The sequence below is a fragment of the Dechloromonas sp. ARDL1 genome, from assembly GCF_051122455.1.
Taxonomy (GTDB): domain Bacteria; phylum Pseudomonadota; class Gammaproteobacteria; order Burkholderiales; family Rhodocyclaceae; genus Azonexus.
The window spans coordinates 3892297-3919004 of record NZ_CP168939.1 but is presented as its reverse complement, the minus strand read 5'-3'; the positions used below and the strand labels follow the sequence as shown (position 1 = coordinate 3919004).

The 26708-nt window shown below is 62.6% G+C and carries 26 protein-coding genes; 15 read left to right on the top strand and 11 right to left on the bottom strand.

What is annotated here, in order from left to right:
• Positions 1-8: 8 nt before the first annotated feature.
• Positions 9-1031 (bottom strand): alcohol dehydrogenase AdhP, encoded by a 1023-nt coding sequence (gene adhP / locus AB6Q56_RS19375; protein WP_434514666.1) that lies wholly within the window; start codon positions 1029-1031, stop codon positions 9-11.
• A gap of 181 nt (positions 1032-1212) precedes the next feature.
• Complete coding sequence (locus AB6Q56_RS19370; protein WP_434514665.1) at positions 1213-2286, bottom strand: hypothetical protein; 1074 nt, start codon at positions 2284-2286, stop codon at positions 1213-1215.
• A gap of 205 nt (positions 2287-2491) precedes the next feature.
• Between AB6Q56_RS19370 and AB6Q56_RS19365 the strand changes: the two genes are divergently transcribed.
• Genes AB6Q56_RS19365 through AB6Q56_RS19345 form a run of 5 tightly spaced genes read left to right on the top strand, consistent with a single transcriptional unit; the run spans position 2492 to position 6665 of the window.
• Positions 2492-3487, top strand: a complete 996-nt coding sequence (locus tag AB6Q56_RS19365; RefSeq protein WP_434514664.1) for a sulfate ABC transporter substrate-binding protein — start codon at positions 2492-2494, stop codon at positions 3485-3487.
• A gap of 8 nt (positions 3488-3495) precedes the next feature.
• Positions 3496-4308 carry an EAL domain-containing protein gene (locus tag AB6Q56_RS19360; protein ID WP_434514663.1) on the top strand — a complete coding sequence of 271 codons (813 nt, stop codon included), beginning with the start codon at positions 3496-3498 and terminating at the stop codon, positions 4306-4308.
• Entirely contained in the window at positions 4305-5237 is a 933-nt protein-coding gene (cysK, locus tag AB6Q56_RS19355) for a cysteine synthase A (RefSeq protein ID WP_434514662.1), read from the top strand. Before AB6Q56_RS19360 ends, cysK begins: the two co-directional genes overlap by 4 nt.
• Before the next feature lie 10 nt (positions 5238-5247).
• A complete protein-coding gene (locus AB6Q56_RS19350) occupies positions 5248-6378 on the top strand; it encodes a MalY/PatB family protein (RefSeq protein ID WP_434514661.1) in 1131 nt (376 codons plus the stop codon).
• Positions 6375-6665 carry a hypothetical protein gene (locus AB6Q56_RS19345; RefSeq protein ID WP_434514660.1) on the top strand — a complete coding sequence of 97 codons (291 nt, stop codon included), beginning with the start codon at positions 6375-6377 and terminating at the stop codon, positions 6663-6665. Before AB6Q56_RS19350 ends, AB6Q56_RS19345 begins: the two co-directional genes overlap by 4 nt.
• Here AB6Q56_RS19345 and AB6Q56_RS19340 read toward each other — a convergent pair.
• Positions 6646-7227, bottom strand: a complete 582-nt coding sequence (locus tag AB6Q56_RS19340; protein WP_434514659.1) for a 5-formyltetrahydrofolate cyclo-ligase — start codon at positions 7225-7227, stop codon at positions 6646-6648. The two genes, AB6Q56_RS19345 and AB6Q56_RS19340, sit on opposite strands and share 20 nt — an antisense overlap.
• Before the next feature lie 14 nt (positions 7228-7241).
• Between AB6Q56_RS19340 and AB6Q56_RS19335 the strand changes: the two genes are divergently transcribed.
• The 4 genes from AB6Q56_RS19335 (at position 7242) to AB6Q56_RS19320 (ending at position 13575) form a co-directional block, all read left to right on the top strand.
• The gene (locus AB6Q56_RS19335; protein WP_434514658.1) at positions 7242-9179 is read left to right on the top strand and encodes a transglycosylase SLT domain-containing protein; all 1938 of its coding nucleotides are present in this window, start codon (positions 7242-7244) and stop codon (positions 9177-9179) included.
• 6 nt (positions 9180-9185) lie between these two features.
• Positions 9186-11264, top strand: a complete 2079-nt coding sequence (locus tag AB6Q56_RS19330) for a DUF1631 family protein (RefSeq protein ID WP_434514657.1) — start codon at positions 9186-9188, stop codon at positions 11262-11264.
• Between the two features lie 89 nt (positions 11265-11353).
• Complete coding sequence (locus tag AB6Q56_RS19325; protein ID WP_434514656.1) at positions 11354-12316, top strand: complex I NDUFA9 subunit family protein; 963 nt, start codon at positions 11354-11356, stop codon at positions 12314-12316.
• 23 nt (positions 12317-12339) lie between these two features.
• Positions 12340-13575: a multifunctional CCA addition/repair protein gene (locus AB6Q56_RS19320; RefSeq protein ID WP_434514655.1), complete on the top strand. Its 1236-nt coding sequence runs from the start codon at positions 12340-12342 to the stop codon at positions 13573-13575.
• Here the strand turns inward: AB6Q56_RS19320 and AB6Q56_RS19315 are convergent.
• Positions 13543-13740, bottom strand: a complete 198-nt coding sequence (locus AB6Q56_RS19315) for a DUF2905 domain-containing protein (protein WP_434514654.1) — start codon at positions 13738-13740, stop codon at positions 13543-13545. The two genes, AB6Q56_RS19320 and AB6Q56_RS19315, sit on opposite strands and share 33 nt — an antisense overlap.
• Before the next feature lie 54 nt (positions 13741-13794).
• Between AB6Q56_RS19315 and AB6Q56_RS19310 the strand changes: the two genes are divergently transcribed.
• Positions 13795-14601, top strand: a complete 807-nt coding sequence (locus tag AB6Q56_RS19310; RefSeq protein WP_434514653.1) for an alpha/beta hydrolase — start codon at positions 13795-13797, stop codon at positions 14599-14601.
• Here the strand turns inward: AB6Q56_RS19310 and AB6Q56_RS19305 are convergent.
• Positions 14591-14782 carry a YjfB family protein gene (locus AB6Q56_RS19305; RefSeq protein WP_434514652.1) on the bottom strand — a complete coding sequence of 64 codons (192 nt, stop codon included), beginning with the start codon at positions 14780-14782 and terminating at the stop codon, positions 14591-14593. The two genes, AB6Q56_RS19310 and AB6Q56_RS19305, sit on opposite strands and share 11 nt — an antisense overlap.
• Before the next feature lie 63 nt (positions 14783-14845).
• On the opposite strand from AB6Q56_RS19305, the gene AB6Q56_RS19300 reads away from it, so the two are divergent.
• Complete coding sequence (locus AB6Q56_RS19300) at positions 14846-15844, top strand: hypothetical protein (protein ID WP_434514651.1); 999 nt, start codon at positions 14846-14848, stop codon at positions 15842-15844.
• A 170-nt stretch (positions 15845-16014) separates the two neighbouring features.
• Here the strand turns inward: AB6Q56_RS19300 and AB6Q56_RS19295 are convergent, their stop codons facing one another.
• A complete protein-coding gene (locus tag AB6Q56_RS19295) occupies positions 16015-17175 on the bottom strand; it encodes a class I SAM-dependent methyltransferase (RefSeq protein ID WP_434514650.1) in 1161 nt (386 codons plus the stop codon).
• A 90-nt stretch (positions 17176-17265) separates the two neighbouring features.
• On the opposite strand from AB6Q56_RS19295, the gene AB6Q56_RS19290 reads away from it, so the two are divergent.
• From AB6Q56_RS19290 to AB6Q56_RS19275, 4 genes are all read left to right on the top strand, one after another.
• On the top strand, positions 17266-18408 hold the full coding sequence (locus tag AB6Q56_RS19290; protein ID WP_434514649.1) for an FIST signal transduction protein: 1143 nt from the start codon (positions 17266-17268) through the stop codon (positions 18406-18408).
• Between the two features lie 11 nt (positions 18409-18419).
• Positions 18420-21164, top strand: a complete 2745-nt coding sequence (locus AB6Q56_RS19285; RefSeq protein WP_434514648.1) for a response regulator — start codon at positions 18420-18422, stop codon at positions 21162-21164.
• A gap of 92 nt (positions 21165-21256) precedes the next feature.
• A complete protein-coding gene (gene ttcA, locus AB6Q56_RS19280; protein ID WP_434514647.1) occupies positions 21257-22120 on the top strand; it encodes a tRNA 2-thiocytidine(32) synthetase TtcA in 864 nt (287 codons plus the stop codon).
• Positions 22121-22196: 76 nt separating this feature from the next.
• Positions 22197-23093: an FHA domain-containing protein gene (locus AB6Q56_RS19275; RefSeq protein ID WP_434514646.1), complete on the top strand. Its 897-nt coding sequence runs from the start codon at positions 22197-22199 to the stop codon at positions 23091-23093.
• 57 nt (positions 23094-23150) lie between these two features.
• Here the strand turns inward: AB6Q56_RS19275 and AB6Q56_RS19270 are convergent, their stop codons facing one another.
• From AB6Q56_RS19270 to AB6Q56_RS19250, 5 genes are read right to left on the bottom strand one after another with little or no spacing between them, the layout of a single operon-like run.
• Positions 23151-23408, bottom strand: coding sequence for a hypothetical protein (locus AB6Q56_RS19270; RefSeq protein ID WP_434514645.1), 258 nt, complete (start codon positions 23406-23408; stop codon positions 23151-23153).
• A 49-nt stretch (positions 23409-23457) separates the two neighbouring features.
• A complete protein-coding gene (gene hprK, locus AB6Q56_RS19265; protein WP_434514644.1) occupies positions 23458-24393 on the bottom strand; it encodes an HPr(Ser) kinase/phosphatase in 936 nt (311 codons plus the stop codon).
• Positions 24394-24402: 9 nt separating this feature from the next.
• Complete coding sequence (gene ptsN, locus AB6Q56_RS19260) at positions 24403-24849, bottom strand: PTS IIA-like nitrogen regulatory protein PtsN (protein WP_434514643.1); 447 nt, start codon at positions 24847-24849, stop codon at positions 24403-24405.
• Between the two features lie 48 nt (positions 24850-24897).
• Positions 24898-25221: a ribosome hibernation-promoting factor, HPF/YfiA family gene (gene hpf / locus AB6Q56_RS19255; protein WP_434514642.1), complete on the bottom strand. Its 324-nt coding sequence runs from the start codon at positions 25219-25221 to the stop codon at positions 24898-24900.
• 15 nt (positions 25222-25236) lie between these two features.
• A complete protein-coding gene (locus AB6Q56_RS19250) occupies positions 25237-26694 on the bottom strand; it encodes an RNA polymerase factor sigma-54 (RefSeq protein ID WP_434514641.1) in 1458 nt (485 codons plus the stop codon).
• Positions 26695-26708: the final 14 nt, after the last annotated feature.

The following is a 26708-nucleotide window of genomic DNA, read 5'->3' as shown; positions in this document are numbered from 1 at the left end:
GCCGACACTCACACGGTCACGACGATGCGCCCGTCAATACCGCCCGTTTTCATACGGCTGAAGATGGCATTGATGTTGTCCAGCTTGTCCATGCTGTAGTGGGCAGCAACCTTGCCTTCGCCGGCGAATTCCAGTGATTCCTGCAAATCCTTGCGGGTGCCGACAATCGAGCCGCGTACCGTCTTGGCATTGAGGACGACGTCGAAGATCGGCAGGTCGAAGCTACCGGGCGGCAGGCCGACCAATGACATGGTGCCTCGCTTGTGCAGCATGCCCAACGCCTGGCTGAAAGCGGGCCGTGAAACGGCGGTTACCAGCGCGCCGTGGGCGCCGCGAATCTGGCTCTGCACCAGCTGCACCGGATCGCTGCTCGCGGCATTGATGACCTCGTCGGCCCCCAGGCTGCGCGCCAGGGCCAGCTTGTCGTCGGCCACATCGACGGCGATGACGTGGAAGCCCATTGCCTTGGCGTATTGCACCGCCATGTGGCCCAGACCGCCGATGCCGGAAATGACCACCCAGTCGCCAGGCTTGCAGTCGAGTACCTTGAGGCCCTTGTAAACCGTCACACCGGCGCACAGCACCGGGGCAGCCGGCGCGAATTCAAGGCTATCAGGCAGTTTGCCAACATAGGCCGGGTCGGCCAGCACGTACTCGGCGTAACCGCCGTTCACCGAATAACCCGTCATCTGCTGGCTGTCGCACAAGGTTTCCCAGCCGGTGATGCAGTGCTCGCAATGACCGCAGGCCGTATGCAGCCACGGCACGCCGACGCGGTCGCCTTCCTTGACCCAGGTGACGCCCGCCCCGACCTTGGCGACATAGCCGACGCCTTCATGGCCGGGGATGAAGGGCAACGGTGGCTTGACCGGCCAGTCGCCATCGGCGGCGTGCAAATCGGTATGGCAAACGCCGGAGGCTTCGATCTTGACCAGAATCCTGCCCGCGGGAACCTCGGGAACGGCCACCTCTTCGATGACCAAGGGCTGGCCGTAAGCATGGACGACGGCCGCTTTCATTGTTGCTGCCATGATCTACTCCTTGTGAGAGTCTGGAATACGCCGGATAGGCGATTGATTGGCACCGGCAAATGCCTGACCGGCACCGCTGCCAACCAATCTAAGCCGTTTTGCAGCGTGCCGGTTTGCGTTTGGTCAACAATCGGCAAGGAACGAGGCGAGATGCCAGCCCCGGCTGGCAAGGCATGGCTATTCAGTTGTCCAACAAGGTCATGTGCCGCGCCTGCCAGTCGAGTACGGCTGTGCGCGTGCTCATTTTCGCCGCCAACGCGGGATATTCCCGACGGACGACATCGGCGGCGAAGGCGGACAGAAAACGAGATTTCAGCTCGGCCCGTGCCCGGTCGACGCCGATTTCATCGAATGGAACCGAGGCCAGTAACAGGAACCCGTCGGATGGAATACGCCCGGCCTTCATGTTGTTCTCGATAATGCCGGCAGCCTTGCGCACCGGGTCGGCCAGATCGGGGCTGTAAGGCCCGATGATCAGCGCCAGGTTGGGGGTATGCAGGAAATCGAAGCCACGCCCCACGCAGATCACCCATTCGCGATGCTCGATATCGAGTAGACGTTCGCGGTGCGCCGTCTGACTTCGGATTTCGGCGATATGGTCGAGGTTGCCGCGCAGCAGGGGAAGCAGATCCTGGCGCATCTGGGCCGGCATATCGGGGAGCAGGGCGGTCAGGCGAGGTTCGAGCGCATCCCGGTCGGCATCGTCCAAGACCGCCAGATCAAGCACCTCGCCATGCGTGCCGTGGACCGACAATGCCTCCTCGTCGGTTTCGAAACCGCAGACCAGCGGATAGACGGTACCGTGTCCGGCGCCGAAAAGCTGGGTCATCTGGCTGCGGATCTGCTGGGTATGCGCAATGGCGGCGGCCGTGTCGTAGGCGAAACCGGCGCAGCCGCGTTTCGGGTTGCCGCGCGACCAATGGTAGGTGATCAGGAACAATACGCGACGCCCGGCAGCGGTCATGCGCAGGGTGTGATGGACAACCACTTCGCCAAGGTGCGGCCAGCCGAGATCGAACATGCCGCCCAGGTTGCGGAAGGGCATCAGGATGCCGGCGGGCGTGTTGGTGGCGACCGGAATATTGATCCGCCCGTCCATGCATTTGAGCACGGCGATAGCTGTCGGATGCTCGGCCAGATAGCGCTGCCGCCCCAGCCAGGCCTCGGGGCTGCGAAACGTCTCGCCATGTCGACGGGCGAGATCGAACAGCCAGTCGATCCGCTGGCCGATGGGTTGGTTGTGGATATCGGTCATGTCCCCTCCGAGGACGCATAGGGCGTCGCGGATTGTGTTTTTTCGGTGTCGCTCTCGCTGGAGCGTCCTGTCTTTGTACCGTCGACAGACGGTGACATAAATTTCCGTTGGTTATATTTATGTAAAAAATCATTCTTTCTGGAAATATCACAACCTGACTAGACTCCGGTCATACGAAATTTTTATCGATTGATTGGAGTCCCTCATGCGCAAGATTGCCCTGTTATCGGCCCTGACCCTCGCTTTCGGCATCGGCTCGGCCATCGCCCAGACCACGCTGCTCAACGTCTCCTATGACCCCACCCGCGAGCTCTACAAGGAGTTCAACGCTGCTTTCAACAAGCACTGGCAGGGCAAGACCGGCCAGAACGTTCAGGTCCGCCAGTCACACGGCGGTTCCGGCAAGCAGGCCCGCTCGGTGGCCGACGGCCTCGAAGCCGATGTCGTGACGCTGGCACTGGGCTACGACATCGATGCGCTGGCCGAGCGGAAACTGATTCCGACCGACTGGCAGAAACGCTTCCCGAACAATTCCTCGCCCTACACCTCGACGGTCGTCTTCCTTGTCCGCAAGGGCAACCCGAAGGCCATCAAGGACTGGAACGACCTGGCCAAACCGGGCGTCGGGGTCATCACCCCCAACCCCAAAACCTCCGGCGGCGCCCGCTGGAACTATCTGGCGGCCTGGGCCTGGGCGCTCAAGCAGCCGGGCGGCAACGAGCAGAAGGCCAAGGAACTGGTCACCGCCATCTTCAAGAACGTGCCAGTGCTCGATTCCGGCGCCCGCGGCTCGACCACGACCTTCGTCGAGCGCGGCCTGGGCGACGTGCTGGTGACCTGGGAGAACGAAGGTATCCTCGCCGTCAACGAACTGGGCAAGGACAAGTTCGACATCGTCTATCCCAGCCTCTCCATCCTCGCCGAGCCACCGGTCGCGGTGGTGGACAAGGTGGTCGAAAAGCGCGGTACGCGACTGACGGCACAGGCCTACCTCGACTACCTGTATTCGGAGGAAGGCCAGCAGATTGCCGCCAAACACTACTACCGCCCCACTCACCCCAAGGTTGCGGCACAACACGCCAAACAGTTTCCCAAGCTCAAGTTGGTGACCATCGACGACACCTTCGGCGGCTGGCAGAAGGCACAAAAGACGCACTTCGCCGACGGTGGCACCTTTGACCAGATCTACCTGAAGAAATAACCCGCGCCATGCCCGTCGAAGACCTGATCCGCTACTTCAATGCCGCCGACGCCAGCAGCGACAGCACGCTGTACGTCGCCGGCGACCGCGTCGAAGCCTGGCATGGCGGCCTGCATCTCGGTTCGCTGTTCCAGCCCATTGCTGACTTGCGCAGCGAATGCGTGCTTGGGCATCAGGCCAGCCTGACCGTGCGCCGCACCGACGGCGCCTACCTGCCGCCCGAAACCCTCTTCGACAGCTGTGCCGACGGGCCGGCCGTGGTGTATCTCGACCGCCTGTGCCGCACCTTGCACGCCCTCAACTTCCTGGCCCAACACCGATCCACCGGCGGCTATCTGCAGGTCGGGGTCCATCCGCGCCACCTGCATGCCGTCAGCAACCAGCATGGGCTGGTCTACGAGGCCATCCTGAAACGATGCGGCCTGGGACCGGCCGATATCGTGCTCGACATCGACGCCGACACCAGCGAACTGGGCAGCCACGGTGCCCATGCCCTGGCCAGCTACCGCCTGCGCGGCTACCGGCTGGCCCTGCACGGGCCGGAACAAGCCCTGGCCCTGCCGGCCGTGCTGGCATTACGACCCGACATCCTGCGCATCGCGGCAGCCGACCCCTCCGCCTGCGCCACCGTACCGCGCTCGGCAATGCGGATCGAGATCGCCGGCATCGACGACGGCGAGGCACTCGGGAATGCGCTGAGCAACGGAGCCGATCTTGGCACCGGCCGCCTGTTCGGCGAACCGTCCACGGCCTGCCGAGCCACACACACCGGGGCGAGAAACCCCTACAATCCCCCTTCTTCGTACGGAGCCCGACCATGAAAATCGCCAACAACGTCACCGAACTCGTCGGCAACACGCCGCTCGTCAAGCTCAACCGCGTGACCGCCGGCGGCGGCGCCACCGTCGTCGCCAAGCTGGAATTCGTCAATCCCGGCCACAGCGTCAAGGACCGCATCGCCGTTGCCATGCTCGACGCCGCCATCGCCGCCGGCAAGATCGGCCCCGATACCGTCGTGCTGGAACCGACCTCGGGCAACACCGGCATCGGCCTGGCCATGGTCTGTGCCGCGCGGGGCATCAAGTGCGCCTTCACGATGCCCGAAACCATGAGCCGCGAGCGCAAGCTGCTGCTCAAGGCCTACGGCGCCGAACTGATCCTGACCCCGGGGCCCGAAGGCATGGGCGGCGCCATCGCCAAGGCCAAGGCACTGGCTGAAAGCGACGCAAAATATTTCATCCCGCAGCAGTTCGAGAACCCGGCCAACCCGGAGATTCACCGCAACACGACGGCCGAGGAAGTCTGGCGCGATACCGACGGCCAGGTCGACATCTTCGTATCGGGCGTCGGCACCGGTGGCACTGTGACCGGCGTCGGCGAAGTGCTGAAGGCGCGCAAGCCGGGCGTCAAGATCGTCGCCGTCGAACCCGATGCCTCGCCGGTGCTGTCCGGCGGCCAGAAGGGCCCGCACCCGATCCAGGGCATCGGCGCCGGTTTCGTGCCGGGCGTGCTGAACACCGGTGTCTACGACGAGGTGATCCGCGTCACCAACGACAACGCCTTCGCCACCGCCCGCCGGATGGCGACCGAAGAAGGCCTGCTCGTCGGCATTTCTTCCGGCGCCGCCACCTGGGCCGCGCTGGAACTGGCCAAGCGGCCCGAAAACGCCGGCAAACTGATCGTCGTGATCATCCCTTCCTTCGGCGAGCGCTACCTGTCGACGGCGCTCTACCAGCACCTCGAGGTCTGAGGCGCTGCGCTTGAGCCCCTTCGATACTGTCATCGACCGCCGCGACTCGGATTCCGAGAAGTGGCGGAAATACGCCGGCCGTGACATCCTCCCGCTGTGGGTCGCCGACATGGATTTCGCGGCACCACCAGCAGTCCTCGCCGCGCTGCACCGGCGCCTGGAACATGGCGTGTTGGGCTATGGCGGCCCTTGGTCGTCGCTGACGGAGTCGGTACTTACTCACCTTGAAAACGAGTACGCGTGGCGCATCGAGCCGGAGTGGATCATCTGGCTGCCGGGCCTGGTCAACGGGCTTAACGTCGCCTGCCGCAGCATCGACGGCGAGGTGCTGACGGCCGCGCCGATCTACCCGCCCTTCCTGTCCGCCCCCCATCTTTCCGGCCACAAGCTGAACCGGATCGACCTGAGCTGCACCGGCACCCGCTGGCACTGGGACATGGATGTACTGCAACAAGCCACGACACCTGCAACCCGCCTCTTCCTGCTCTGCCACCCGCACAACCCGGTCGGCCGCTGCTGGAGCCGGGATGAGCTGCTGGCCCTGGCCGGGCATGTCGAAGCCAACGACCTGATCGTCTGCTCCGACGAAATCCACTGCGGGCTGATCCTCGACGAGGACAAGCGGCACATCCCGTTCGCCAGCCTGTCGCCGACCATCGCCCAACGCACCATCACCCTGATGGCGCCGTCCAAGACCTTCAACATTCCCGGCCTCGGCTGTGCCTTCGCAGTCATTTCCGACCCCGCCCTGCGCCGCCGCTTCGAACGCACCATGCTCGGCATCGTCCCGCATGTGAACGTGCTCGGCCTCGCCGCCTGCGAAGCGGCTTTCCGCGACAGCGGCGACTGGCACCGCGACCTGATCGTCTACCTGCGCGGCAACCGCGACCGCGTCGCCGAAGCGATGTCCGGCTTGCCCGGCGTGCGCACGGCCCCCGTCGAAGCCACCTACCTGGCCTGGCTCGACATCCGCGACCTGCAGCTGAACGATCCTGCCGCCCACTTCGAAGCCCACGGCCTCGGCCTATCAGACGGCGCCGCGTTCGGCTGCCCCGGTTGGCTGCGTCTCAATTTCGGCTGCCCGCGAGCGACGCTGGACGAAGCCCTGCGCCGTTTCGAGCAAGCCTGCCGCGCCGTATGAATAGCTACACGCTGACCCTGGCCATCTTGCTCGCCGCCTCCATCCTGCAAATCTGGACCAGCGCGCTGGCCATCGAGAGCGTCCTGCGTCGCCAGCAACCCAGTGGCCTGCGCCGCATCTGGCTGGCCGTCGCCGGCACCGCCATGCTGTTCGCGCTGCACGACGGCTATGCGCTCGAACTTGCCCTGCGCACCGGCATCTACGACCAGCGCCAAGCCATCCTGGTCGGTCTCGCCGCACTGACGATGGCCTACGCCATCCACGGCTTCAGACGGCGGGAAGCCTGACCGCTCCGGCTTCGGTCACCAGCCAGTCGAGGCGCTGGTCATGCGCTTCCGGACGGATGGTCGGCAAGCGATTGATCTCGAATCCGACCCCCACCGCCAGCGGGCGAGGGGAGAGGGCGGCCAGCGTGCGGTCGAAATAGCCGCCGCCGTACCCCAGCCGATAACCATCCGCGTCAAAGCCGTTGAGCGGCAGCAACAACATGTCGGGCTGCACGAATTCGCCGGCGGTCGGCGTCGGAATACCGTAACGATCGGCGGCCAGCTGCGTATCGGGCGTCCACAACCGGAAGGCCAGCGGTGCGCCTTCCCGAACCACAACCGGCAAGGCGGCCGATACCCCTTGTGCTGCCCAGCGGGGAATGGCCGCCCGCACATCGGGTTCGTGCTTGATCGGCCAGCAGAACGCCACGATGCGCGGCAGCGGCAGAGCCGTCAGCAGATGGTCCACGATGCGGGCCGACAGGGCTTCGTGTCCGGCATCACTCAATGCCGCCCGTCGGGCCACCATGTCGCGCCGCAATGCCCGGCGCCAGGCCGTGTTATCCTCGTTCGATTCTTGCATCGCCATAATCTAGCATGAAGTTTCACGCCCGCCTTACCCCCTTGGCACTGGGCCTTGCGCTCTCGCTGTCCGCCTTCGCCCAGAATGGCGACATGGCCTTCCTGACTGCCCGCGACGCCTTCCGCGCCGGCAACCTGAACAAGCTGGAACAAGCCATCGGCCAACTCGGCAACCACGAACTCACGCCCTATGCCGAGAACTACCGGCTGCGCATGTGGATGGACAAGGGCGACCCGGGCAATCTGCGCGACTTCCTGCAACGTTACGAAGGCAGCTACGTCGCCGAAAAACTGCGGGCCGACTGGATACGCTGGCTGGGCAAGCGTTCGGCCTGGAACGAGGTCGATGCCGAATTCCCCCGCTTGCTCGCCCCCGAACCCGACGTCAGCTGTTACAGCCAGCAGGCCCGCCTCGCCCGCGACGATCGCAGCGTGCTGGCCGAAGCGGAAAAACAGTGGCTGACCATGCTGGAGCCACCCGAGCCCTGCCGCCCCATTTTCGATGCCCTCGTCGCCAGCCAGAAGATGAGTACCGACGACGTCTGGGCGCGGGCTCGCCGCCAGGTCGAGGCCAACCGCCCGGGCTGGGTCCGGACGACGCTGAATTATCTGCCCGACAGCCAGATGCCGGACAACCGGCAGCTCGACAACGCCCTCAGCAGCGCCATGGGCTACCTGATCAAGCAGGGCACCGGCAACGGCAGCCGCGCCGGCCGCGAACTGGCCGCCTTCGCCATCGCCCGCGTTGCCGCCAACGACCCGCGCACCGCCGCCGACGAGCTGGAACGGCTCAAGGGCAAGCTGCACGACAGCGAACGCCAGTGGGCGTGGAGCCAGATCGCCCTGCAGGCGGCCAAGAAGCACGCCCCGGAAGCAGTCGGCTGGTACAACCAGGCCGGCAAGACCCCGCTCTCGGAAGACGCTGCCCAATGGAAGGTGCGGGCCGCGCTACGCGCTCAGGAATGGGGCGTCGTCCGCAACACCATCGAGGCCATGCCGGCCGAACTGGCAGCCAAGCCTGAATGGATCTACTGGCTGGGCCGGGCACTGCATGCCGGTGGTCGCACCAGCGAAGGCAACGCGCTATTCGAGAAAATCGCCGGACAGCCCAATTTCTACGGCAACCTCGCCGACGAGGAACTCGGCCACACCGTTCTGCCGCCCCCCAAGGCCAAGGCGCCGACCGCCGAGGAACAGCGCGTCGCCCGCGACAATCCGGGCATCCGTCGTGCCCTGGCCTTCTTCCGCAACGATATGCGCACCGAGGCGGTCAAGGAATGGAACTGGTCGCTGCGCGGCATGGATGACCGCGAACTGCTCGCCGCCGCCGATCTCGCAAAACGTAACCAGATCTGGGACCGCGCCATCAACACCGCCGACCGGACCAAGAACGAGCATGACTACACGCTGCGTTTCCTCGCTCCCTACGGCGAAACGGTACGCCCGGCCGCCCAGAACCAGTCGCTCGACGACGCCTGGGTGTACGGCCTGATGCGCCAGGAAAGCCGCTTCATCACCAACGCCAAGTCCAATGTCGGCGCCTCCGGCCTGATGCAGCTGATGCCGGCCACCGCCAAGTGGGTGGCCAGGAAAATCGGCCTGCGCGACTTCAGCCATGGGCGGGTCAACGATACCGAAACCAACGTTCTGCTCGGCACCACCTACATGCGCCTGGTCATGGAAAACCTCGACAACCACCCGGTGCTCGCCTCCGCGGCCTACAACGCCGGCCCCGGCCGTGCCCGCAAGTGGCGCGCCGACCGCCCGCTGGAAGGCGCGATCTACGCCGAGACCATCCCGTTCAGTGAAACGCGCGATTACGTCAAGAAAGTAATGAGCAACGCGGTCTATTATTCAGCTATCTTCAATGGCAAACCCGATTCGCTGAAAGCCCGCCTCGGCACCATCGGCGCTCGCACGGCGGATGTTCCCAAGGATTCCGACCTCCCCTGATCCGCCATGGCCATACATTCCGACTCCTTCGAGGTACTGCGCAACTGCCGGGCACTGTTCATCAAGCATCTCGGCGCCCTGCTGCAGGATAGCCATCTGGTTTCCGCCCCGGCCGTCGCCGCTATTCAGGATGGAGCGGCAGCCTACTTCGACGAAGTCATCGCCACCGACAAGCGGGGCAGTTTTGCCGACGAAGTCGACGGCCTGACCGCCTCGCGCATCACCCTGCTCGCCGAGGATGACCTCGAACTGGGCATCCGCCTCGACAACCTGACCGCCCGGCTGTTCGAGAACTCGGGGGACAGCCTGTGGAAGCTGCATCTGCGCTTCGTCACGCTGCTGCGCCGCCCCGATTTGCCGAAAAGCGACAACCCGGTCGGGCCGAAAAGCATCTGCCGGGGGCTCGATGCCTTGTTCGCCGCTGCCGGTGCCGGCAGCCTCGACGACAAGCTCAACCTGCTCGACCAGTTCGAAACCCATCTGCGTCGGAACCTGCCCGGTCTGTACGCGGAGCTGAACGCCTTTCTCGAGAATGCCGGCATCGATACCGCCCAGCCGGCCATCATCACCGCCGCTGACGGCACGATGCAGCCCCGGGAAACGCCCGCCACCGCCTCTGGCAGCGCCCTCCAAAGCTTGCAGCAACTGCTGACGGCCCGCCTGCCAGCCACCCCGCAAGGTGCGGCCTTGCCATCCGGCGCGGCGGCCAGTCTGCTCAGCCAGTCGGCCCTTGAACAGCTGATGTTCCGGCTCGAAGCACTTGAACGGATAGGGCGCTTCGGCCCGCCGGTGATTCCCGGCAGCAAGCCCGCCAACGAACCCATGATGCCTGCGCTGTTTGCGGAGGGCGCCGCCCCCGAGGCACCGAAAATCATCCGCTCGGGTGAACTCGGCATCCCGAAAACGACCACCGAAAGCGTTGCCATCGACACCCTGGCGATGATCTTCGAAGCCATCTTCGCCGACCCGGAACTGCCCGACGCGCTGAAGGCCATCATCTCCAGCCTGCAGATCAAGCTGCTCAAGATGGCGATGAAGGACAGCACGTTGTTCACCGACACAGCGCATCCGGCCCGTCTGGTCCTCGATCGCATGGCTGAAGCCGCGCAGGGGCTGCCTCTCGACGTCTCGCCGCGCCACCCGGTTTGCGTCCGCCTGTTCGAACTGGCTTCCCACCTGCGTCTGGAGCCGGGAAGCGACAAGGAGGCGTTCGCCACCACGCTGGGTGACCTCGACGCCCTGATCACCCGTCGCCGTGAGCAGATCGCCGCCGACGCGGCACGCTACCAGCCCTTGCTCGAACAGCTGGACCGGCAGGACGTGCTGGCGAGCCGCGTGACGCAGATCATCCGCGCCGCGCTGCAGAAAAGCCCGCCCGAACCCGTCCGCCACTTTCTCGACCGGACCTGGCGCCAGGCACTGCTGCACATCGGTCGCGAGGCCGGCCCGGACAGCCCGCCATGGCAGGAGTACGCCGCTGCCATCGACGAACTGTTGTGGTCCCTTCTGCCCAAGACGGCCGCCGAAGAGCGCAAACAACTGGCCCAGCGCGTGCCGCCCATGCTCAGGACGCTGAAAGCGGGGATGGAGCGTGCCGGCTTGCCGAACAGCGAGCAGGAAGCCTTTCTCGATACCTGCTTCCAACTGCAGACCCAGGCCCTGCGTGCCACTTCCGGCACCAGCACAGAAAATGCCGGCAGTCCGTCGGTCGAGCCATCAGACAGGGCCCCAGGCGAGCCGGTAAGCAGCCAGCTGCGGTCTGGTGACCTCGTTCTGCTCAGCTTCGATTTCCCGGAACCTCAATCGCCACCGGCTCGCGTACCGGCCTATGCGCCGGGCGACTGGATCGCCGCGGTGCTCGGCGATGGCGAGCCGCGCACCGGGATGGTTGGCCGCATCAGTCCCGACACGCGACGCGTTCTCCTGCTCAATCCGGAAACCGGGCTCGCGGCCGCCGTTCACCCGGCCATCCTCGACCATCAGTTCCGCGACGGCAGCGCCGAAATCCGCTCCAGCCGTTCCTTGTTCGACCTTGCGGCACAACGCGCCCTCGGTCAGGCGGGCAAGCAGGCCGGCGATGCATAGCCGCCTACCAAGCCATCCGGCCGCCCGAAAATGGTCAAATTGCCTTAAAATCCGACTTTTACGAACGATACAAGTTTCCGGGGTTCCACATGGACATCAAAAAGGTCTTGCTGCTGGGGGGTAGCGGTTTCATCGGCACCTACATCGCCAATCGCCTGTCGCAACGCGGTATCGAAGTCACCATCCCGACGCGCCGCCGCGAACGCAACAAAGCGCTGATCATCCAGCCGGGCGTCGACATGCCGGAAGCCAACATCGGCTGCGAAAAGACCTTGACCGAACTGATGCGCGGCCACGATGCCGTGATCAATCTGGTCGGCATCCTGCACAGCCGCGACGTCGTGCTGCCCTACAGCCGCGACTTCGCCGAAGCCCACGTCGAACTGCCGAAGAAAATCGTTGCTGCCTGCAAGGCCACCGGCGTCCGCCGCCTGGTGCACATGAGCGCGCTGAATGCCGACCCCAAGGGCCCGTCCGAATACCTGCGCTCCAAAGGTGATGGCGAAGCCGTGGTGCTCGCCGCCAAGGGTGACCTGGACGTCACCGTCTTCCGTCCGTCCGTCATCTTCGGCCTCGGCGACTCCTTCCTGTCGATGTTCGCCAACATCCTGAAAAAAGTGCCGTTCTTCCCCCTCGGTTTCGGCCATGCCCGCTTCCAGCCGGTGTGGGCTGCCGATGTCGCCGACGCCTTCGTCGATGCACTGGGCGACGTGAATACCTATGGCCAAACCTATGAGTTGGCCGGTCCGAAGGTTTACACCCTGCGCGAACTGGTCGACTACACCAAGGAACTGACCGGCAGCACCGCTACCATCGTGCCGCTGTCGGAAGGTTGGGCCTACCTGCAGGCCGGCCTGATGTGGCTGGCCCCGAGTCCGATGTTGTCGCCCGACAATCTGCGCTCGATGGAAAAGGACAGCGTCTGCGAAGGCGCCTCCAAGGCACCGGCCAACTGGCGCCCGACCGCGCTGGAAGCCATTGCGCCGACCTATATCGCGTTGAAGACGCCGAAAGGCAAGCTGGACAGCTTCCGCTACCGCGCCGGCCGCTGAACAGGCGGCCCGCCTCGCCAGCTGTGCAGATTTACCTCGTCGGCGGTGCCGTCCGTGACGAACTGCTCGGCCGGCCCAACGCCGACCGCGACTACGTGGTCGTCGGCACCACCCCGGAAGCCATGCTCGACAAGGGCTTCCGGCCGGTGGGCAAGGATTTCCCGGTCTTCCTGCACCCCGAGACACACGAGGAATATGCGCTGGCTCGCACCGAGCGCAAGACCGGCCGCGGCTATCACGGCTTTGCCTTCCATGCGGCCCCCGATGTCACGCTCGAAGAGGACCTCACCCGCCGCGACCTGACCATCAACGCCATGGCCAGGGCCGCCGACGGCAGCCTGATCGACCCCTTCCGCGGCCAAGCCGACCTGCAGGCCAAGGTATTGCGCCATGTCGGCCCGACCTTTGCCGAAGACCCGGTGCGCATCCTGCGTCTTGCCCGCTTTGCGGCCCGCTTCAGCGACTTCTCCGTCGCGCCGGAAACGCTCGAATTGATGCGCGGCATGGTCGCCGACGGCGAAGTCGATCACCTGGTCGCCGAGCGCGTCTGGCAGGAACTGGCCAAGGGACTGATGGAAGAGAAGCCGTCGCGGATGATCGAGGTGCTGCGCGATTGCGGCGCCTTGGCTCGCCTGCTGCCGGAGGTCGACAAGCTGTTCGGCGTGCCGCAACGCGCCGATTACCACCCGGAGATCGATACCGGCATTCATACGCTGATGGTCATCGACCAGTCAGCCCGGCGCGGCTTCGCTCTGCCGGTCCGTTTCTCGGCGCTGACTCACGACCTCGGCAAGGCGGAAACGCCGGCCGACATCCTGCCGCGCCACCTCGGCCACGAGGAACGCAGCGTGCGCCTGACCGAGCAGCTTTGCGCCCGGCTGCGTGTGCCCAACGACTGCCGCGACCTGGCTCTGCTGATGGCCCGCTACCACGGTAACGTGCATCGTGCAGCGGATCTCAAGGCAAGCACCCTGGTCACGCTATTCGAGAAAACCGACGCCCTGCGTCGGCCGGAGCGCTTCCAACAGCTGCTCGATACCTGTCTGTGCGACTATACCGGCCGCCTGGGCTGGGAAAACAGGGCCTACGACAGCCCGCAGCGCTTGCTGGCGGCACTCGCTGCCGTCCAGGCCGTACCGGCCGGGGAGATCGCTACCGCCTGCGCCGACAAGGGACGGATACCCGAACGCATCCACATGGCCCGGGTGCTCGCCGTCAAGCAGGCCTTAAATGAGCCGGGAGAGCAGCCAGAGCAATAGCGAAAAAATGATCGTCGTGGCAACCGGAAACGCATAGTTCCGGCCGCGGAAGCGGAAGGCGAAATCACCCGGCAGCTGGCCGAAGCGAATGAAGCGCGCCAGATGCGGCGCGATGATGCCCAACAGGAAAATCGCCACCACCAGCGTCAATAACCACTTCAGCATCGTTGCCCGGCTTTACCCTAAAAACCCTATTAGAACACGGCACCAACCGACCTCATGCTAAAAACACAGACCATCGCCGGCCTCGAAATTTTCTCCTGCCTGCCCGACCGTGAAACCGACAAGCCGTCCTTACTGTTCGTGCACGGTGCTTTCGCTGGCGGCTGGATGTGGACCGAAACCTTCATGCCCTTCCTCGCCCAGGCCGGCTACCCCTGCCATGCGCTCTCGCTGCGCGGCCACGGTGGCAGCGAGGGCCGAGAGCATATCAACTGGCACTCGGTCGCCGATTACGTAGACGACCTGAAGACCGTGACCGACTGGCTGGGAGAAGAGCCCGTCCTGATCGGCCACTCGATGGGCGGCTTCATCGTGCAGAAGTATCTCGAACATCGCCCGGCCCAAGCTGTCGCACTGATCTGCTCGGTGCCGCCGCAAGGCCTGATCGCCTCCCAGTTTCACCTGCTGTTCAGCAAGCCGCACCTGTTCCTCGAACTCAACCGCATCCTGAGCGGCGAATACACCGACACGGCAACGCTGCGCGAAGCCTTGTTCGCCGGCGATGTTGACGAGGCCATGCTGGCGGCCTGGATGACCAAGATGCAGAACGAATCGCAGCGCGCCATCCTCGACATGACGATGTTCAACCTGCCCAATCTCTTCTCGATGCACCGCCCGCCGATGCTGATCGTGGGCGCAGAAGACGACGTACTGGTTCCCGCTTTCCTGGTCCAGACGACAGCCAGCACCTACGGCCAGCGCCCCCACATTTTCCGTCGCATGGGGCATGCCGTAACCCACGAAAAAGAATGGCCGCTCGTGGCGGCCTGTTTGCGCGACTGGCTGGAAGAACTCAAGCCCTGACGTCGATGTTGTTGCCGAGGTTGGGCGGGTTGCTGGCGACCTGCGGCAAGGCTTGCAACAGTTGCAAGGCCCCTTGCGCCTCGATATCGATGGCCTTGCGGAGCACCGCGGTACTGACCGCATCCGACAGTTGCGTCGGAGTCAGCGTCGAGGCTTGACCGGAAATTGATGCAATGTCCATCTTGCGCTACCTCCGTTTAGGACACATTATCCCTTCAGTGTATCCGAGCCTGCGACAAGTTCAATGAGCGATTTCGACCCGACCGGCCAACTTTCAGCAATCAGCCAGGCCATTCGTGCCAAGCGCGAACGCAAGAACCCGACCACGCAAGACATCGAGGCATTGGAAGCGGCGCTCGTCGCGGATATCGAAGCCTTCGACCTGGACGCGGCCGAACGCCGGGCCCGCCGGGAATATCTCGCCAGCAGCGGCGCCGGAATGGCCGACTCGGAACTGGTATTTCCTGAAATCGCCCCCCGGAAATCATCCGAGGCCCCGCCCGCATCGCCGCCCATATCGCAACCCACAGCATTGGTCGAGCCGCCCCCTACCGCGCAAAACCTTGCCGATGCTCCGGCGCCGGCGGTCGCGACGGGTGGCCTGCTCGACCAGTTGCGACGCCAGGCGGAAATCCGCCAGCGGGAAATCCACAGCGCGCTGGCCGAGCGAACAGCCACCAACGAGGCAATCGACCAGGCCTTGAAGCACCTCTTTTTTTTCCTGCATGAACTCGTCCAGCAGTTGAACATCGTCAAGCCGGGCATCCCGCGCGACTATCCGCTGCTCGAAAAATACCAGCTGAGCCGCCTGGCCTGGCAGGAAGGATTCGCCGACTACCGGACGCAAAGTCAGAGTGCTGGCGCATTGGTCGAGCTGGTCACCTTTTCATACCGCCTGAACGGGCCCGGCTTACTGGTAATCGGGCGCGATGGTCCGGCTGTCGAGCGTTTCCGAACCATGCTCTTCGATTTCGGCCTGCCGTTCACCTGCAAGGAATTCAAGAACGAACGCCGGTATGTCGAACATGCCGAATTCGAGATTCGCAGCGATGTCAGTGTCAGTGTTCGCTGGCGTGCCGATTTCACCAAGGGCGCCATCATCGTCGAAGCACGCAACCTCGAACGCCTGGGCAGCACGGTCCACACCTTGCGCCCCGAGGCCATCGACCAGGCCTTGCTGGACGACTTCGGACACCTCGTCCTCGGCCAGCCCAACCGCTTCCGGGAGCTGGCCAAGCGCTGAACAGGCCTAGTAGCCAGTCACGCAGGTTTGGGTCGATGCCGAGGCACGCATCCGCGCCCCGGTCGCGCGAAGCGAACTGCAGTCATGGCCGCAGCCATGGCGAGGATGAGCGACAAAGCGCGCAGGGATGCGGCGCGTGCCGAACATAGCCGAACCTGCGTGACTGGCTACTAAAGCCGCCAGCCTTGGTCGCCGCTGGCAAAGCCGAGGAGGGCATCGTCGATGCCGCGTCCGATGGCGATGACCTTGAACAGTTCTCCCATCTCGTGCGGCATCAGGAGCGTATTGACGGCTCCGCTCGCCCGGATGTACTCCGGCGTGCCGCCGGGTATTTCGCCCAGCAAATCGAGGATGCCGCAATTCAGCAGGAATTGCCCCTGGCTGGCATAGCCGAGCAGGTCCAGCCCCGCGCCATGCGCCCCGGCGATCACCGCCGTGAAATCGACATGGACCGTGACATCCTGCAGCCCCGGCAAATAGAACGGATCGGGATGGGCATGATGCCGGTAGTGGCACATCAAGGTGCCGCGACCGCGCTGTTGGTGATAAAACTCACGACGCGGAAAGCCGTAGTCGATCAGGAGCAGGGCGCCCCGATCGAGACGGTGCCCCCATTCGGCCGCCCAGGACGACACCGCCAGGCTGATTTCACTCTCAAAACCCGGCGGCAGCTGACATTGCTCGCCGATTTGCCGGGCAGCGGCAAGCAGGGCACCGCTTGCCGGACGCTCCTCCCAGACAAAGCCCGCATCCCCATCAAGCGCGACACCGCGATCGAAAATGCCATTTTCTCGCCAGGCCACGACATGGGCCGGCATGGCGTCGAGCAGTTCGTTGGCGACCACCGCGCCGGAAAAGTGATCCGGCAATCGATCCAGCCAACTCACCCGTGGCAGTAGATGGGGGACCGCCGCCGCCAGGGTTTGTTGCTGCCGTTCGCGCAGGTCGGCGGATAGATCGAGGATGAAATAGCGCTCCGGCAACCGTCCCAGATGCTCCAGTTCGAGCAGGAGATCTGCCGCGAGTTGACCGGAGCCGGCACCGACTTCGAGCACGTACGGCGACGACAGGGTCATTACCTGCATGACCTGGCGGGCCAGCGCCCGTCCAAACAAGGCAGAAATCTCCGGTGCCGTCACGAAATCGCCGGCGGCACCGAATTTGCGTGCACCGGCCGCGTAATAGCCCAACCCCGGGCGATAGAGCACCTGCTCCATGAAGCACGCGAACGAAATCCAGCCGCCGGCAGCCACGATGTCGTTCTCGATAGCCTGGGTCAGACGCTGGCTATGGGCGATCGCATCGGGAGGAGGAGCTGGAAGATTATTCATCGTAATTGAAAAAAATATCGATTTTAAGATAAGCGCAACACAAGCGCTCTATGTTATTTTTGTCATCAGATCATACAGGGGAGAGCACCCGTGCAGATCAATCAAGTCATCAGCCGCAAACCGAGCGAGCTCGGTCGCGCCCTCGCGCCCCTGGCCGGTCAACGGAGCGATCTGCTCCTGGTCTTCGGAGCGATCAATCATTTTACCCATCCTGGCCTTCACCAGTCCTTGGCAGACATTGCCCCGCAAGCTTGCTTGCTCGGCTGCTCCACCGCCGGCGAAATTTCAGCCGCCGGCGTCGATGATGGAACCTGCTGCATCACGGCAGTCACCTTCGACAAGGTTGGGCTGAAGCCCGCCAGCACGACTCTAAATGGCATGGACGACTCGTTTGCCGCCGGCGAACGTATCGGCCGGCAAATCCAGGCACCTGACCTCAAGGCTGTTCTGGTCTTTGGCCCCGGGGTCCGGATCAACGGCAGCGCCTTGGTCGACGGTATCTCCAGCATTATTGGCCTCGCTGTTCCCATCACCGGCGGCCTGGCCGGTGATGGCGGCGCGTTCAAGGAAACCTTCACCCTTGGCCTGGACGGCATCAGCAACGATGCCGTGGTAGCCGTCGGCCTGAGCGGTGACAGCCTCCGTTTCGGGCACGGCTCCTTCGGCGGCTGGGAGCCTTTCGGACCGGCCCGCAAAGTAACGCGCTGCGAGGGCAACATCTTGTACGAACTCGACGGCGAACCGGCGCTGGAAATCTACAAGCGTTACCTCGGCGACCATGCCCGCAGCCTGCCAGCCTCGGGCCTGCTATTTCCCTTCGCGATGCTCGGCGACGACCACAACGCCATCGGCTTGATTCGTACCATCCTCGGGGTCGATGAAGCCTCGGGCAGCCTGATCCTGGCCGGCGAAATCGATGCCAACGGCTACCTTCGCCTGATGCATGCCAGCACCGACAAGCTGGTGAATGGCGCCGAAGCAGCCGCCGAGGCAGCGGCCGGCGTGTTCCAGTCAACGGAAAAGACGCTCGCCATCCTGGTCAGCTGCGTCGGTCGCAAGCTGGTCATGGGAAGCCGGGTCGACGAGGAGGTCGAGGCCGTAGGCGATGTATTCCGCAGCAAGGCAACCCTGAGCGGATTCTATTCCTATGGCGAGATCAGCCCCTTTACTCCGGGATCGTCCTGCAAATTACACAATCAAACGATGACCATCACCTGCCTCGGTGAAACCTGAACCGATTCGACATGCAGAAAACCCTCCTGCGGCAACTGAAACGCAGCCTTGGCATCACGGACGAAGCGGCTTTGACGGCTTTGCTGGCCGACATGCCAGCCGCCATGACCAATGCCGACCCGGCACTACGTCCGCTTCTGAAGGGATTGGGCGATTTTTTGGCAAAGGTCGATGCCACGTACGAACAATACGAACGCGACCTTGAATTGCGGACACGCAGCCTGGAAATTTCATCCTTCGAGCTGAGTACCGCCAACGAGAGGCTTCGCCAGTCGCTAGCCGGCCGGGAAAACGCACTGCGCTCGCTCCGTCAGACCATGAACGAACTGCTTCCGGGAGGTGCAGGGAGTGATTCTGAGCAACTGGCCGACGAAGAAATTGGAGTACTTTCCGAGCGCATCGCTGCCGTTGTTGCGGAAAACGAGTTGAGTCGACACGAGCTCGCCAACCAGAAATTCGCACTTGATCAGCACGCCATCGTCAGCATCACCGATACCCAGGGAACCATCCTGTATGCCAACGACCGTTTCTGCGAGATCAGCGGCTATCCACGCGAGGAGTTGCTGGGGCAGAACCACCGGATCATCAAATCAGGGCATCACCCCTCCGAACTGTATCGCGACCTATGGACAACCATCTCGGAAGGCCGCGTGTGGCGAGGCGAAATGTGCAACCGCACCCGCCAAGGGAGTACCTACTGGGTCAACGCCACCATCGTGCCCCTGCTTGGCCCGCAAGGTATCCCCGAACGCTACATCGGTATCCGGACCGACATTTCCGATCGAAAACGCATCGAGGCGCAGCTCTCCGAACAATTGCATCTGGTCGAGGAGCTGATCGAAACCGTTCCCTTGCCGATCTACATCAAGAATGCCGAAGGACGCTACGTGCGCGTCAACCGGGCTTTCGAAGCGTTCTCCCAGATACCCCGCGAATCCGTGCTGGGGCGCACGCTGCACGACCTGCTCCGCCCCGAGGATGCTAGAGTGCATGTCGCCAAGGATGCCGAACTGTTCACCAAAGGTGGAACTCAATCCTATGAGGCGCAGATCCACCTCAAGGACGGGTCCCATAACACCATCTACAACAAGGCAGTGCTGACCCGCCCCGACGGCAGTATTTCCGGCTTGATCGGCACGATCATCGACATTACCGACCGCAAGCAGGCTGAAGCCGACATGCTGCGCGCCAAGGAAATTGCAGAGGCCGCCAGCAAGTCCAAGAGCGATTTTCTGGCCAACATGAGCCATGAAATCCGGACGCCAATGAACGGGGTGATCGGCATGACCGATCTCGCACTCGAAACCCCCCTCAATCCGGAGCAGCGGGAGTATCTGACCATCGTCAAATCGTCGGCCGAATCCTTGCTGACCGTCATCAACGACATCCTCGATTTTTCGAAGATCGAAGCCGGCAAGATGATCGTCGAGGATATCCCTTTCGATCTGCATCGCCTGATTACCGACACGCTGAAGCCGCTGGCCCTGAAGGCCCACGAAAAGCGGCTCGAGCTACTGAGCGACCTGCCGGCGGATATCCCGCGCTTTGTCCGGGGCGACCCCGGCCGCCTGCGGCAGGTACTGGTCAATCTGATCGGCAACGCCATCAAGTTCACCACGCAGGGCGAAATATCCCTGACTGCCGAGTTCATGCAGCAGCAAGAACAGTATGCCGTTCTCCATTTTGCGGTCCACGACACCGGTATTGGCATCGCACCGGACAAGCAGGAGGTCATTTTCGACGCCTTCGCTCAGGAGGACACGTCAACGACCCGGAAATACGGTGGGACTGGGCTCGGCCTATCAATCTGCCGGCGCCTCGTCGAATTGATGCGAGGATCGATGTGGCTGCACAGCAAAGTCGGCGAGGGAAGCACCTTTCATTTCTCCCTGCAACTCCGGCTAGCCGACAGCAAGGGATTTGATGCGCCACCTGTCGTCGATGTAAAAGGGCACCATCTGCTGGTGGTCGATGACAACGCAACCAATCGTCGGATTCTGAAAGGCATGCTGGCCACCATGCAGGTCACCGCGCAATGCGTCGACTCTGGTGCCGCCGCACTGAGGGCGATGCGAAACACTGACAAGCCAATCGACTGCATCCTGCTCGATGCGCAGATGCCGGAAATGAACGGCTACGAACTCGCCAGCCGACTACGTGCCGAGCACAAGGTGCTCCCGCCGATGCTCATGCTTTCTTCCGGTGCCTCACGGGGCGACGCCCTGCGCTGCGAGGAATCCGGAATCGCCGGATTCTTCGCCAAGCCGATTTCTAATGACGCGTTGATGACCACCCTCGGACGCCTGTTCGCGGCCCCGGCGCTCCCGCCGGAGGGTAATCCCCTGCTCACCCGCCACGCCCTGCGCGAATCCCAGCAATCACTGCGAGTCCTGCTGGTTGAAGATCATCACACAAACCAAAAACTCGCCCTGGGACTGCTCGCCAAATGGGGACACGAAGCCACGCTGGCGCAAAACGGCCAGGAGGCGCTGGATATTCTCAGCAACCACCGCTTCGACGTCATCCTGATGGATATGCAGATGCCGGTCATGGGCGGCATCGAGGCCACGCAACACATACGGGCGCGCGAAACCTCGCAGGGCCTGCCCCGGACACCGATCATTGCCATGACCGCCGCCGCCATGCATGACGACAGGGAGGCCTGCATTACCGCAGGTATGGACGACTACCTATCCAAGCCAATCAAGGTCAGGGAATTCCAGCAAAAACTTGCCGCCTATGCCCGAACTGTCTGATTAGACATCGAAAATTACCTGTCCGACAGCTTATCCAGAGAGTAAACTTGCGGCTTTTCGCAATCGCGGGTCGGGTCACTCCGTCAGTCACAATGAACAGCTCCAACACCCTGCAAAAACTCCGCAAGTTCCTCGAAGGTCGCACCGGCAAGGCGATCATCGACTACAACATGATCGAGGACGGCGATACCGTGCTCGTCTGCGTTTCCGGCGGCAAGGATTCCTATACCCTGCTCGCCATGCTGATGGCCCTGCAGCAGCGCGCCCCGGTCAAGTTCCGCCTGATCGCCATGAATCTCGATCAGAAACAGCCCGGCTTTCCGGCCGATGTCCTGCCGAATTACTTCAAATCGATCGGCATCGACTATCGCATCATCGAATCCGACACCTACTCCATCGTCAAGGACAAGATTCCCGAAGGCAAGACCACCTGCTCGCTCTGTTCCCGCCTGCGCCGGGGCATCATCTACCGTACCGCGAAGGAGTTGGGGGCCAACAAGATCGCCCTCGGCCATCACCGGGACGACATGGTACATACGCTCTTCCTGAACCTGCTGTTCGGCGGCAAGATCAAAGCCATGCCCCCCAAGCTGGTCACCGACGACAAGGCCCATGTCGTGATCCGCCCGCTCGCCTATTGCGCCGAGGTCGATATCGCCAAATTCGCCCGTGGCATGGAGTTTCCGATCATTCCCTGCAACCTGTGTGGCTCTCAGGACAATCTGCAGCGCCAGAAGATTCGTGAAATGATGCAGGAATGGGATAAACGCTACCCGGGACGTACCGAATCGGTATTCACCGCCATGCAGAATGTTGTTCCATCGCACCTGGCCGATCTGGACCTCTTCGACTTCCATGGCCTGACCCTCGACACCCCGGTCGACGAGGGCGATATCGCCTTCGATAGCCCCGAAATGCCTATCAGTGGAACCATCCCTATAAGTCTAAAGGCATAATGCATAATGAGGGCAGAGCAGCATATAATCTGCTTTCGATAATTTTTCCATTTCCATTTCCGGTCCTGGCTAAGCAATGAGCGCTACGCAACGCAGATTGACGGTCATGTTCGCCGACGTTTCCGGCAGTACGGCGCTTTTCGAAAAACTAGGCGACCGGGAAGCCATGCATGCCGTCGAGCGCTGCCTGAAGCGCATGAAGCGCTCCATCGACGGCTACAAGGGAAAGACGGTCCAGATTGTCGGCGACGAATTACTGGCCGCCTTCGAGACTGCCGAAGAGGCCTGCCAGGCTGCAATCGACATGCAACAACGCATCGCCGACCTGCCACCGGTTTCCGGCCTGAAGCTGACTATCCGTATCGGTCTCCACAGCGGGGTCGTGCAGGAAAGCGAGGGCAAGCTGAGTGGGGCGGCTGTCAGCACGGCGGCACGCATCGCCGGCATTGCCCGACGCGACCAGATCCTGTGTAGTTCGGAGCTGGTCGGGGAGCTGCCTCAACCCGGGATCATCACCGTCGATCCCATGCCCAAGCTGGGCACCGTTGCCGAAAACGGAACCGAACTATCGCTCTTTCAGGTGCACTGGCCCAGCTACCAAGGAACCTCATCACCCCTCTCGACTTTCGGCGAAGTCAGCCGTCTTCCAGTCGAACGCCTGTGCATCCGTTATCGCGGCAAGGCCTTTCTGGTCGATGAAAAGACCCCGGTCCTCACAATCGGCCGCGACCTCGGCTGCAAACTGACCATCGACGACCGCAAGGCTTCGCGCCAACATGCCCGCGTCGAACGCCGCAACGACGGCTTCTACCTGATCGATACCAGTACCAATGGCACTTTCGTGACCTTGTCCGGCCGCCAGGAAGTCATGGTTCGCCGCAATGAGATGCAACTCGACGGCAAAGGCAAATTCGGGTTCGGCAGCTCCGCCAACGACCCACAGTCGGACCTCGCCGACTTCGAGCATCTGTAAACGGCAATCGGCCGCCTGAAGGCGGCCGACGTCGGATATATTTCTTCTCGGTTCGGATTACTTTGCGGCAGCGTCAGCCGAGCATTTCTTCATGAAGCTGTTCTTGGCGGCACCGGCCAGTTTCTTTTCCTTGGCCTTTGCGGCGCACTCGGCGTTTTCGGCGGGAGCCCCGGCGTCGGCTTGGCATTTCTTCATGAAACTGTTCTTGGCAGCGCCAGCCAGCTTCTTTTCGGCTGCGCGGGCAGCACAATCGTCGGCGGCATAAACGGCATTGGCGGAAAACGCGACAAGCAGCAGCGCGATCAGTTTTTTCATGGTGGATGTCCCCCGTAGTGTGCAAAAACGCCGACGTACTATCAGCGATTCATGCGTCATCGTCAAGCATCATGCGCTGCTGGCGATCCATGAAATCCTGCAGGCTATCGATGCCCCGCAATTGCAGGATGGTGTTGCGTACCGCCGCCTCGAGCAGGACCGCCAGGTTGCGACCGGCCGCCACGGGAATGACGACCTTGCGCACCGGAACCCCCAACACCTCCTGGGTCTGGGCATCCAGGGGGAGACGGGGCGCATCGGCTGCGGCAGCCGTCTTTTGCAGATGAACAATCAGCTTGAGCTTCATTTTCCGGCGCGAGGCGGTTTCGCCGAAGATGGTCCGGATATTGAGCAGCCCGAGCCCACGCACCTCGAGGAAATCCCGCAGCATGCCGGGGCAGCGGCCTTCGATGGTGGTCGGCGCAATTCGTGCCATCTCGACCACATCGTCGGCGACCAAGCCATGCCCCCGGGAGATGAGTTCGAGTGCCAGTTCCGACTTGCCGACCCCCGAATCGCCGGTAATCAGTACGCCCATCCCCAGGACATCCATGAAGACGCCATGGAGGCTGACGGTGTCGGCGAGGCGGGCCGATAGATAGATACGCAGCAGGTCGATGACTGCCGAGCAGGGCTTGGGCGAGTTGATCAACGGCGTACCTGTCTGGGTACAGGTTTCCACCACTTGGGACGGCGGCGTCAGGCCATCGGCGACAATGACGGCTGGCGGCTGAGCACTGAGCAGGTCGACAAACATCTGGCCGAAACGCCGCTCGCCAATGTGCATCGCCCAGTCATACTCGGCCAGGCCAAGCACCTGCACACGCTCTGGGTGAATGATGTTGATATGACCAACCAAATCGGCCCCGTAGCTGTTGGAGCCCTTGATTTCGATGCGACGGTCTGCGTTCTGACCAATATGCCAGTTCAGCAGCAACTTTTCCCGATTATCCTTGTATAGCTGAACCAGACTGACGTGACGCACGACTGGAACTCAGGACTGAAATAGCGCTAAAACCGCGGTCGAATCGGCGGCCGTCTGCAGCTTCTCCCGGAATCCCCGGTCCGAAAAACGCTGGGCCAGTTCCGAGAGGATCTGGAGGTGCTGCTCGGTCGCCTGCTCGGGAACGAGCAGGACAAACAACAGGTCGACCGGCCTGCCGTCCGGAGAGTCGAAGGGCACCGGTGTTGTCAGGCGCATGAATGCGCCGGCAGCCTGCTTGAGGCCCTTGATGCGCCCATGCGGAATGGCGACGCCTTGACCCAAACCGGTGGAACCGAGTTTTTCACGGGCAAACAGGCTGTCAAAAATGGTCGAGCGGGCCAGACCCAGACGGGTTTCGAACAGGATGCCGGCTTGTTCGAAAACGCGTTTCTTGCTGCTGGCTTCGAGATTCAGCAGCACCTGATCGGCACTCAGTAGATTGTTGAGAGGGTTCATAAGAGTGGATAAAACAAAGCCGCAGCTTACGCTGCGGCCATTGGGCGCTTATTCGGCGGCATGCAGCCCGGGCTTTTCACCGCGATGGTGATCCTGGACCTTTTGCTTGTGCTTCTGGACCTGTCGGTCAAGCTTGTCGAACATCGAATCGATGGCGGCATAGAGATCGTCGCCGGACTCTTCGACATGCATGTCCTTGCCCGGAACGTGCACGGTGACTTCAGCCTTCTGCTTCAGCTTTTCGACAGACAGCACCACGTTGACGCCGGTCACTTTATCGAAGTGACGGACCACGGGATCCAGCTTGTTTTCCACGTATTCGCGCAGTGCGGGGGTTACTTCGATGTGATGACCACTGATCTGCAGATTCACTTTTTTCTCCTCTCTCTACAGGGTCTTGCGTAAATTGACCGGTGGGATGTTGAGCGACTCGCGGTATTTGGCTACCGTACGTCGGGCAACTACGATTCCCTGCTGGCCTAGTATTTCGGATAATTGGCTATCCGACAAGGGCTTCTTGCCTTCCTCGGCTCCGATCAATTGCTTGATCAAGGCCCGGATGGCCGTGGCAGAACAAGCCCCACCGGTATCGGTGGCGACATGGCTGCCGAAGAAGTATTTCAGTTCGAAAATGCCGCGCGGCGTGGCCATGTATTTCTGGCTGGTCACGCGCGACACCGTCGATTCGTGCAGGCCGAGGATGTCGGCGATTTCACGCAGGACCAGTGGCCGCATGGCGACTTCGCCATGCTCGAAGAACTGGCGCTGGCGGTCGACAATGGCCTGCGTGACGCGATGGATGGTATCGAAGCGCTGCTGGACGTTCTTGATCAGCCAACGAGCCTCCTGCAACTGGGTGGACATGTTGCCGTTGCCGCGCCGCTGCTTGGCGAGAATCTCGGCATACAAACGGTTGATGCGCAGACGGGGATAGGCGTCCGGGTTGATGTAGGCCGTCCACTTGCCCTTGAGCTTTTTCACAATCACGTCAGGCGTGATGTAGCGTGCCTCGACCTGAGCATAGCCAGCAGCCGGACGCGGGTTCAGGCTGGTGATCAGGGATTGGGCGGCCTTCAGATCCTCGTCGTCATAGCCGGTGACTCGACGCAACTTGGCGAAATCGCGGGCCGCCAGCAATTCAAGGTGTTTCTCGACGATGACCAGCGCCACGTTGCGATCGTACTCGTCCGGCAAGGCCTTCAGTTGCAGGCGCAAGCATTCCTGCAGATTGCGCGCACCGATTCCGGTCGGGTCGAAGTTCTGGATGTGACGCAGCGCGATTTCGAGCTCTTCGAGCTCGATCTCGTATTCCGGCGGCAGGGTTTCCCACAGCTCCTGCAGGGACGCCGAGAGGTAGCCGTCGTCGTCGAGCGCTTCGATCAGGAAGCGAACCAGACTGCGGTCGCGCTCATTCAGCTGGGTCATCCCGAGTTGCCAGCCAAGATGCTCGCGCAGGCTGACGTTGGCAGCATGAATATCCTGGCTGTCGCTGTCATCGTCTTCGTCGCGGCCGGCTCCGGTAAAAGTGCCAGCATCGGAAGCCCAGCGGTCGTCATCGACCTCGGAAGGCGAACTCGGCGGTTCGGTTTCGCGGTCCTCGCGCGGCTCGCGCTCTTCACTGCTCTCGCTGCGCGACTCCTCGTTGCGCGGGGAATCAAACTGCTGGGCGTTGGCGAACGACTCCGGCCCCTCGTCCTCGCGTTCCAGCATGGGATTTTCGAGCAGGTAGCGCTCGATTTCCTGCTGCATCTCGATGGTCGACAACTGCAGCAGCTTGATCGACTGCTGCAACTGCGGGGTCAGCGCCAGATGCTGGGATAGTTTGAGTTGGAGTGCCGGCTTCATCGGTTGGGGTCTGG

Coding starts and splice junctions, on each gene's coding strand:
- AB6Q56_RS19270 (WP_434514645.1), bottom strand. CDS start 23,408: ATGAAAAAACTGATCGCGCTGCTGCTTGTCGCGTTTTCCGCCAATGCC.
- AB6Q56_RS19370 (WP_434514665.1), bottom strand. CDS start 2,286: ATGACCGATATCCACAACCAACCCATCGGCCAGCGGATCGACTGGCTG.
- AB6Q56_RS19330 (WP_434514657.1), top strand. CDS start 9,186: ATGGCCATACATTCCGACTCCTTCGAGGTACTGCGCAACTGCCGGGCA.
- AB6Q56_RS19360 (WP_434514663.1), top strand. CDS start 3,496: ATGCCCGTCGAAGACCTGATCCGCTACTTCAATGCCGCCGACGCCAGC.
- AB6Q56_RS19345 (WP_434514660.1), top strand. CDS start 6,375: ATGAATAGCTACACGCTGACCCTGGCCATCTTGCTCGCCGCCTCCATC.
- AB6Q56_RS19325 (WP_434514656.1), top strand. CDS start 11,354: ATGGACATCAAAAAGGTCTTGCTGCTGGGGGGTAGCGGTTTCATCGGC.
- AB6Q56_RS19305 (WP_434514652.1), bottom strand. CDS start 14,782: ATGGACATTGCATCAATTTCCGGTCAAGCCTCGACGCTGACTCCGACG.
- ptsN (WP_434514643.1), bottom strand. CDS start 24,849: ATGAACCCTCTCAACAATCTACTGAGTGCCGATCAGGTGCTGCTGAAT.
- cysK (WP_434514662.1), top strand. CDS start 4,305: ATGAAAATCGCCAACAACGTCACCGAACTCGTCGGCAACACGCCGCTC.
- ttcA (WP_434514647.1), top strand. CDS start 21,257: ATGAACAGCTCCAACACCCTGCAAAAACTCCGCAAGTTCCTCGAAGGT.
- AB6Q56_RS19315 (WP_434514654.1), bottom strand. CDS start 13,740: ATGCTGAAGTGGTTATTGACGCTGGTGGTGGCGATTTTCCTGTTGGGC.
- AB6Q56_RS19365 (WP_434514664.1), top strand. CDS start 2,492: ATGCGCAAGATTGCCCTGTTATCGGCCCTGACCCTCGCTTTCGGCATC.
- AB6Q56_RS19295 (WP_434514650.1), bottom strand. CDS start 17,175: ATGAATAATCTTCCAGCTCCTCCTCCCGATGCGATCGCCCATAGCCAG.
- AB6Q56_RS19310 (WP_434514653.1), top strand. CDS start 13,795: ATGCTAAAAACACAGACCATCGCCGGCCTCGAAATTTTCTCCTGCCTG.
- AB6Q56_RS19250 (WP_434514641.1), bottom strand. CDS start 26,694: ATGAAGCCGGCACTCCAACTCAAACTATCCCAGCATCTGGCGCTGACC.
- AB6Q56_RS19275 (WP_434514646.1), top strand. CDS start 22,197: ATGAGCGCTACGCAACGCAGATTGACGGTCATGTTCGCCGACGTTTCC.
- AB6Q56_RS19340 (WP_434514659.1), bottom strand. CDS start 7,227: ATGCAAGAATCGAACGAGGATAACACGGCCTGGCGCCGGGCATTGCGG.
- adhP (WP_434514666.1), bottom strand. CDS start 1,031: ATGGCAGCAACAATGAAAGCGGCCGTCGTCCATGCTTACGGCCAGCCC.
- AB6Q56_RS19285 (WP_434514648.1), top strand. CDS start 18,420: ATGCAGAAAACCCTCCTGCGGCAACTGAAACGCAGCCTTGGCATCACG.
- AB6Q56_RS19300 (WP_434514651.1), top strand. CDS start 14,846: ATGAGCGATTTCGACCCGACCGGCCAACTTTCAGCAATCAGCCAGGCC.
- AB6Q56_RS19335 (WP_434514658.1), top strand. CDS start 7,242: ATGAAGTTTCACGCCCGCCTTACCCCCTTGGCACTGGGCCTTGCGCTC.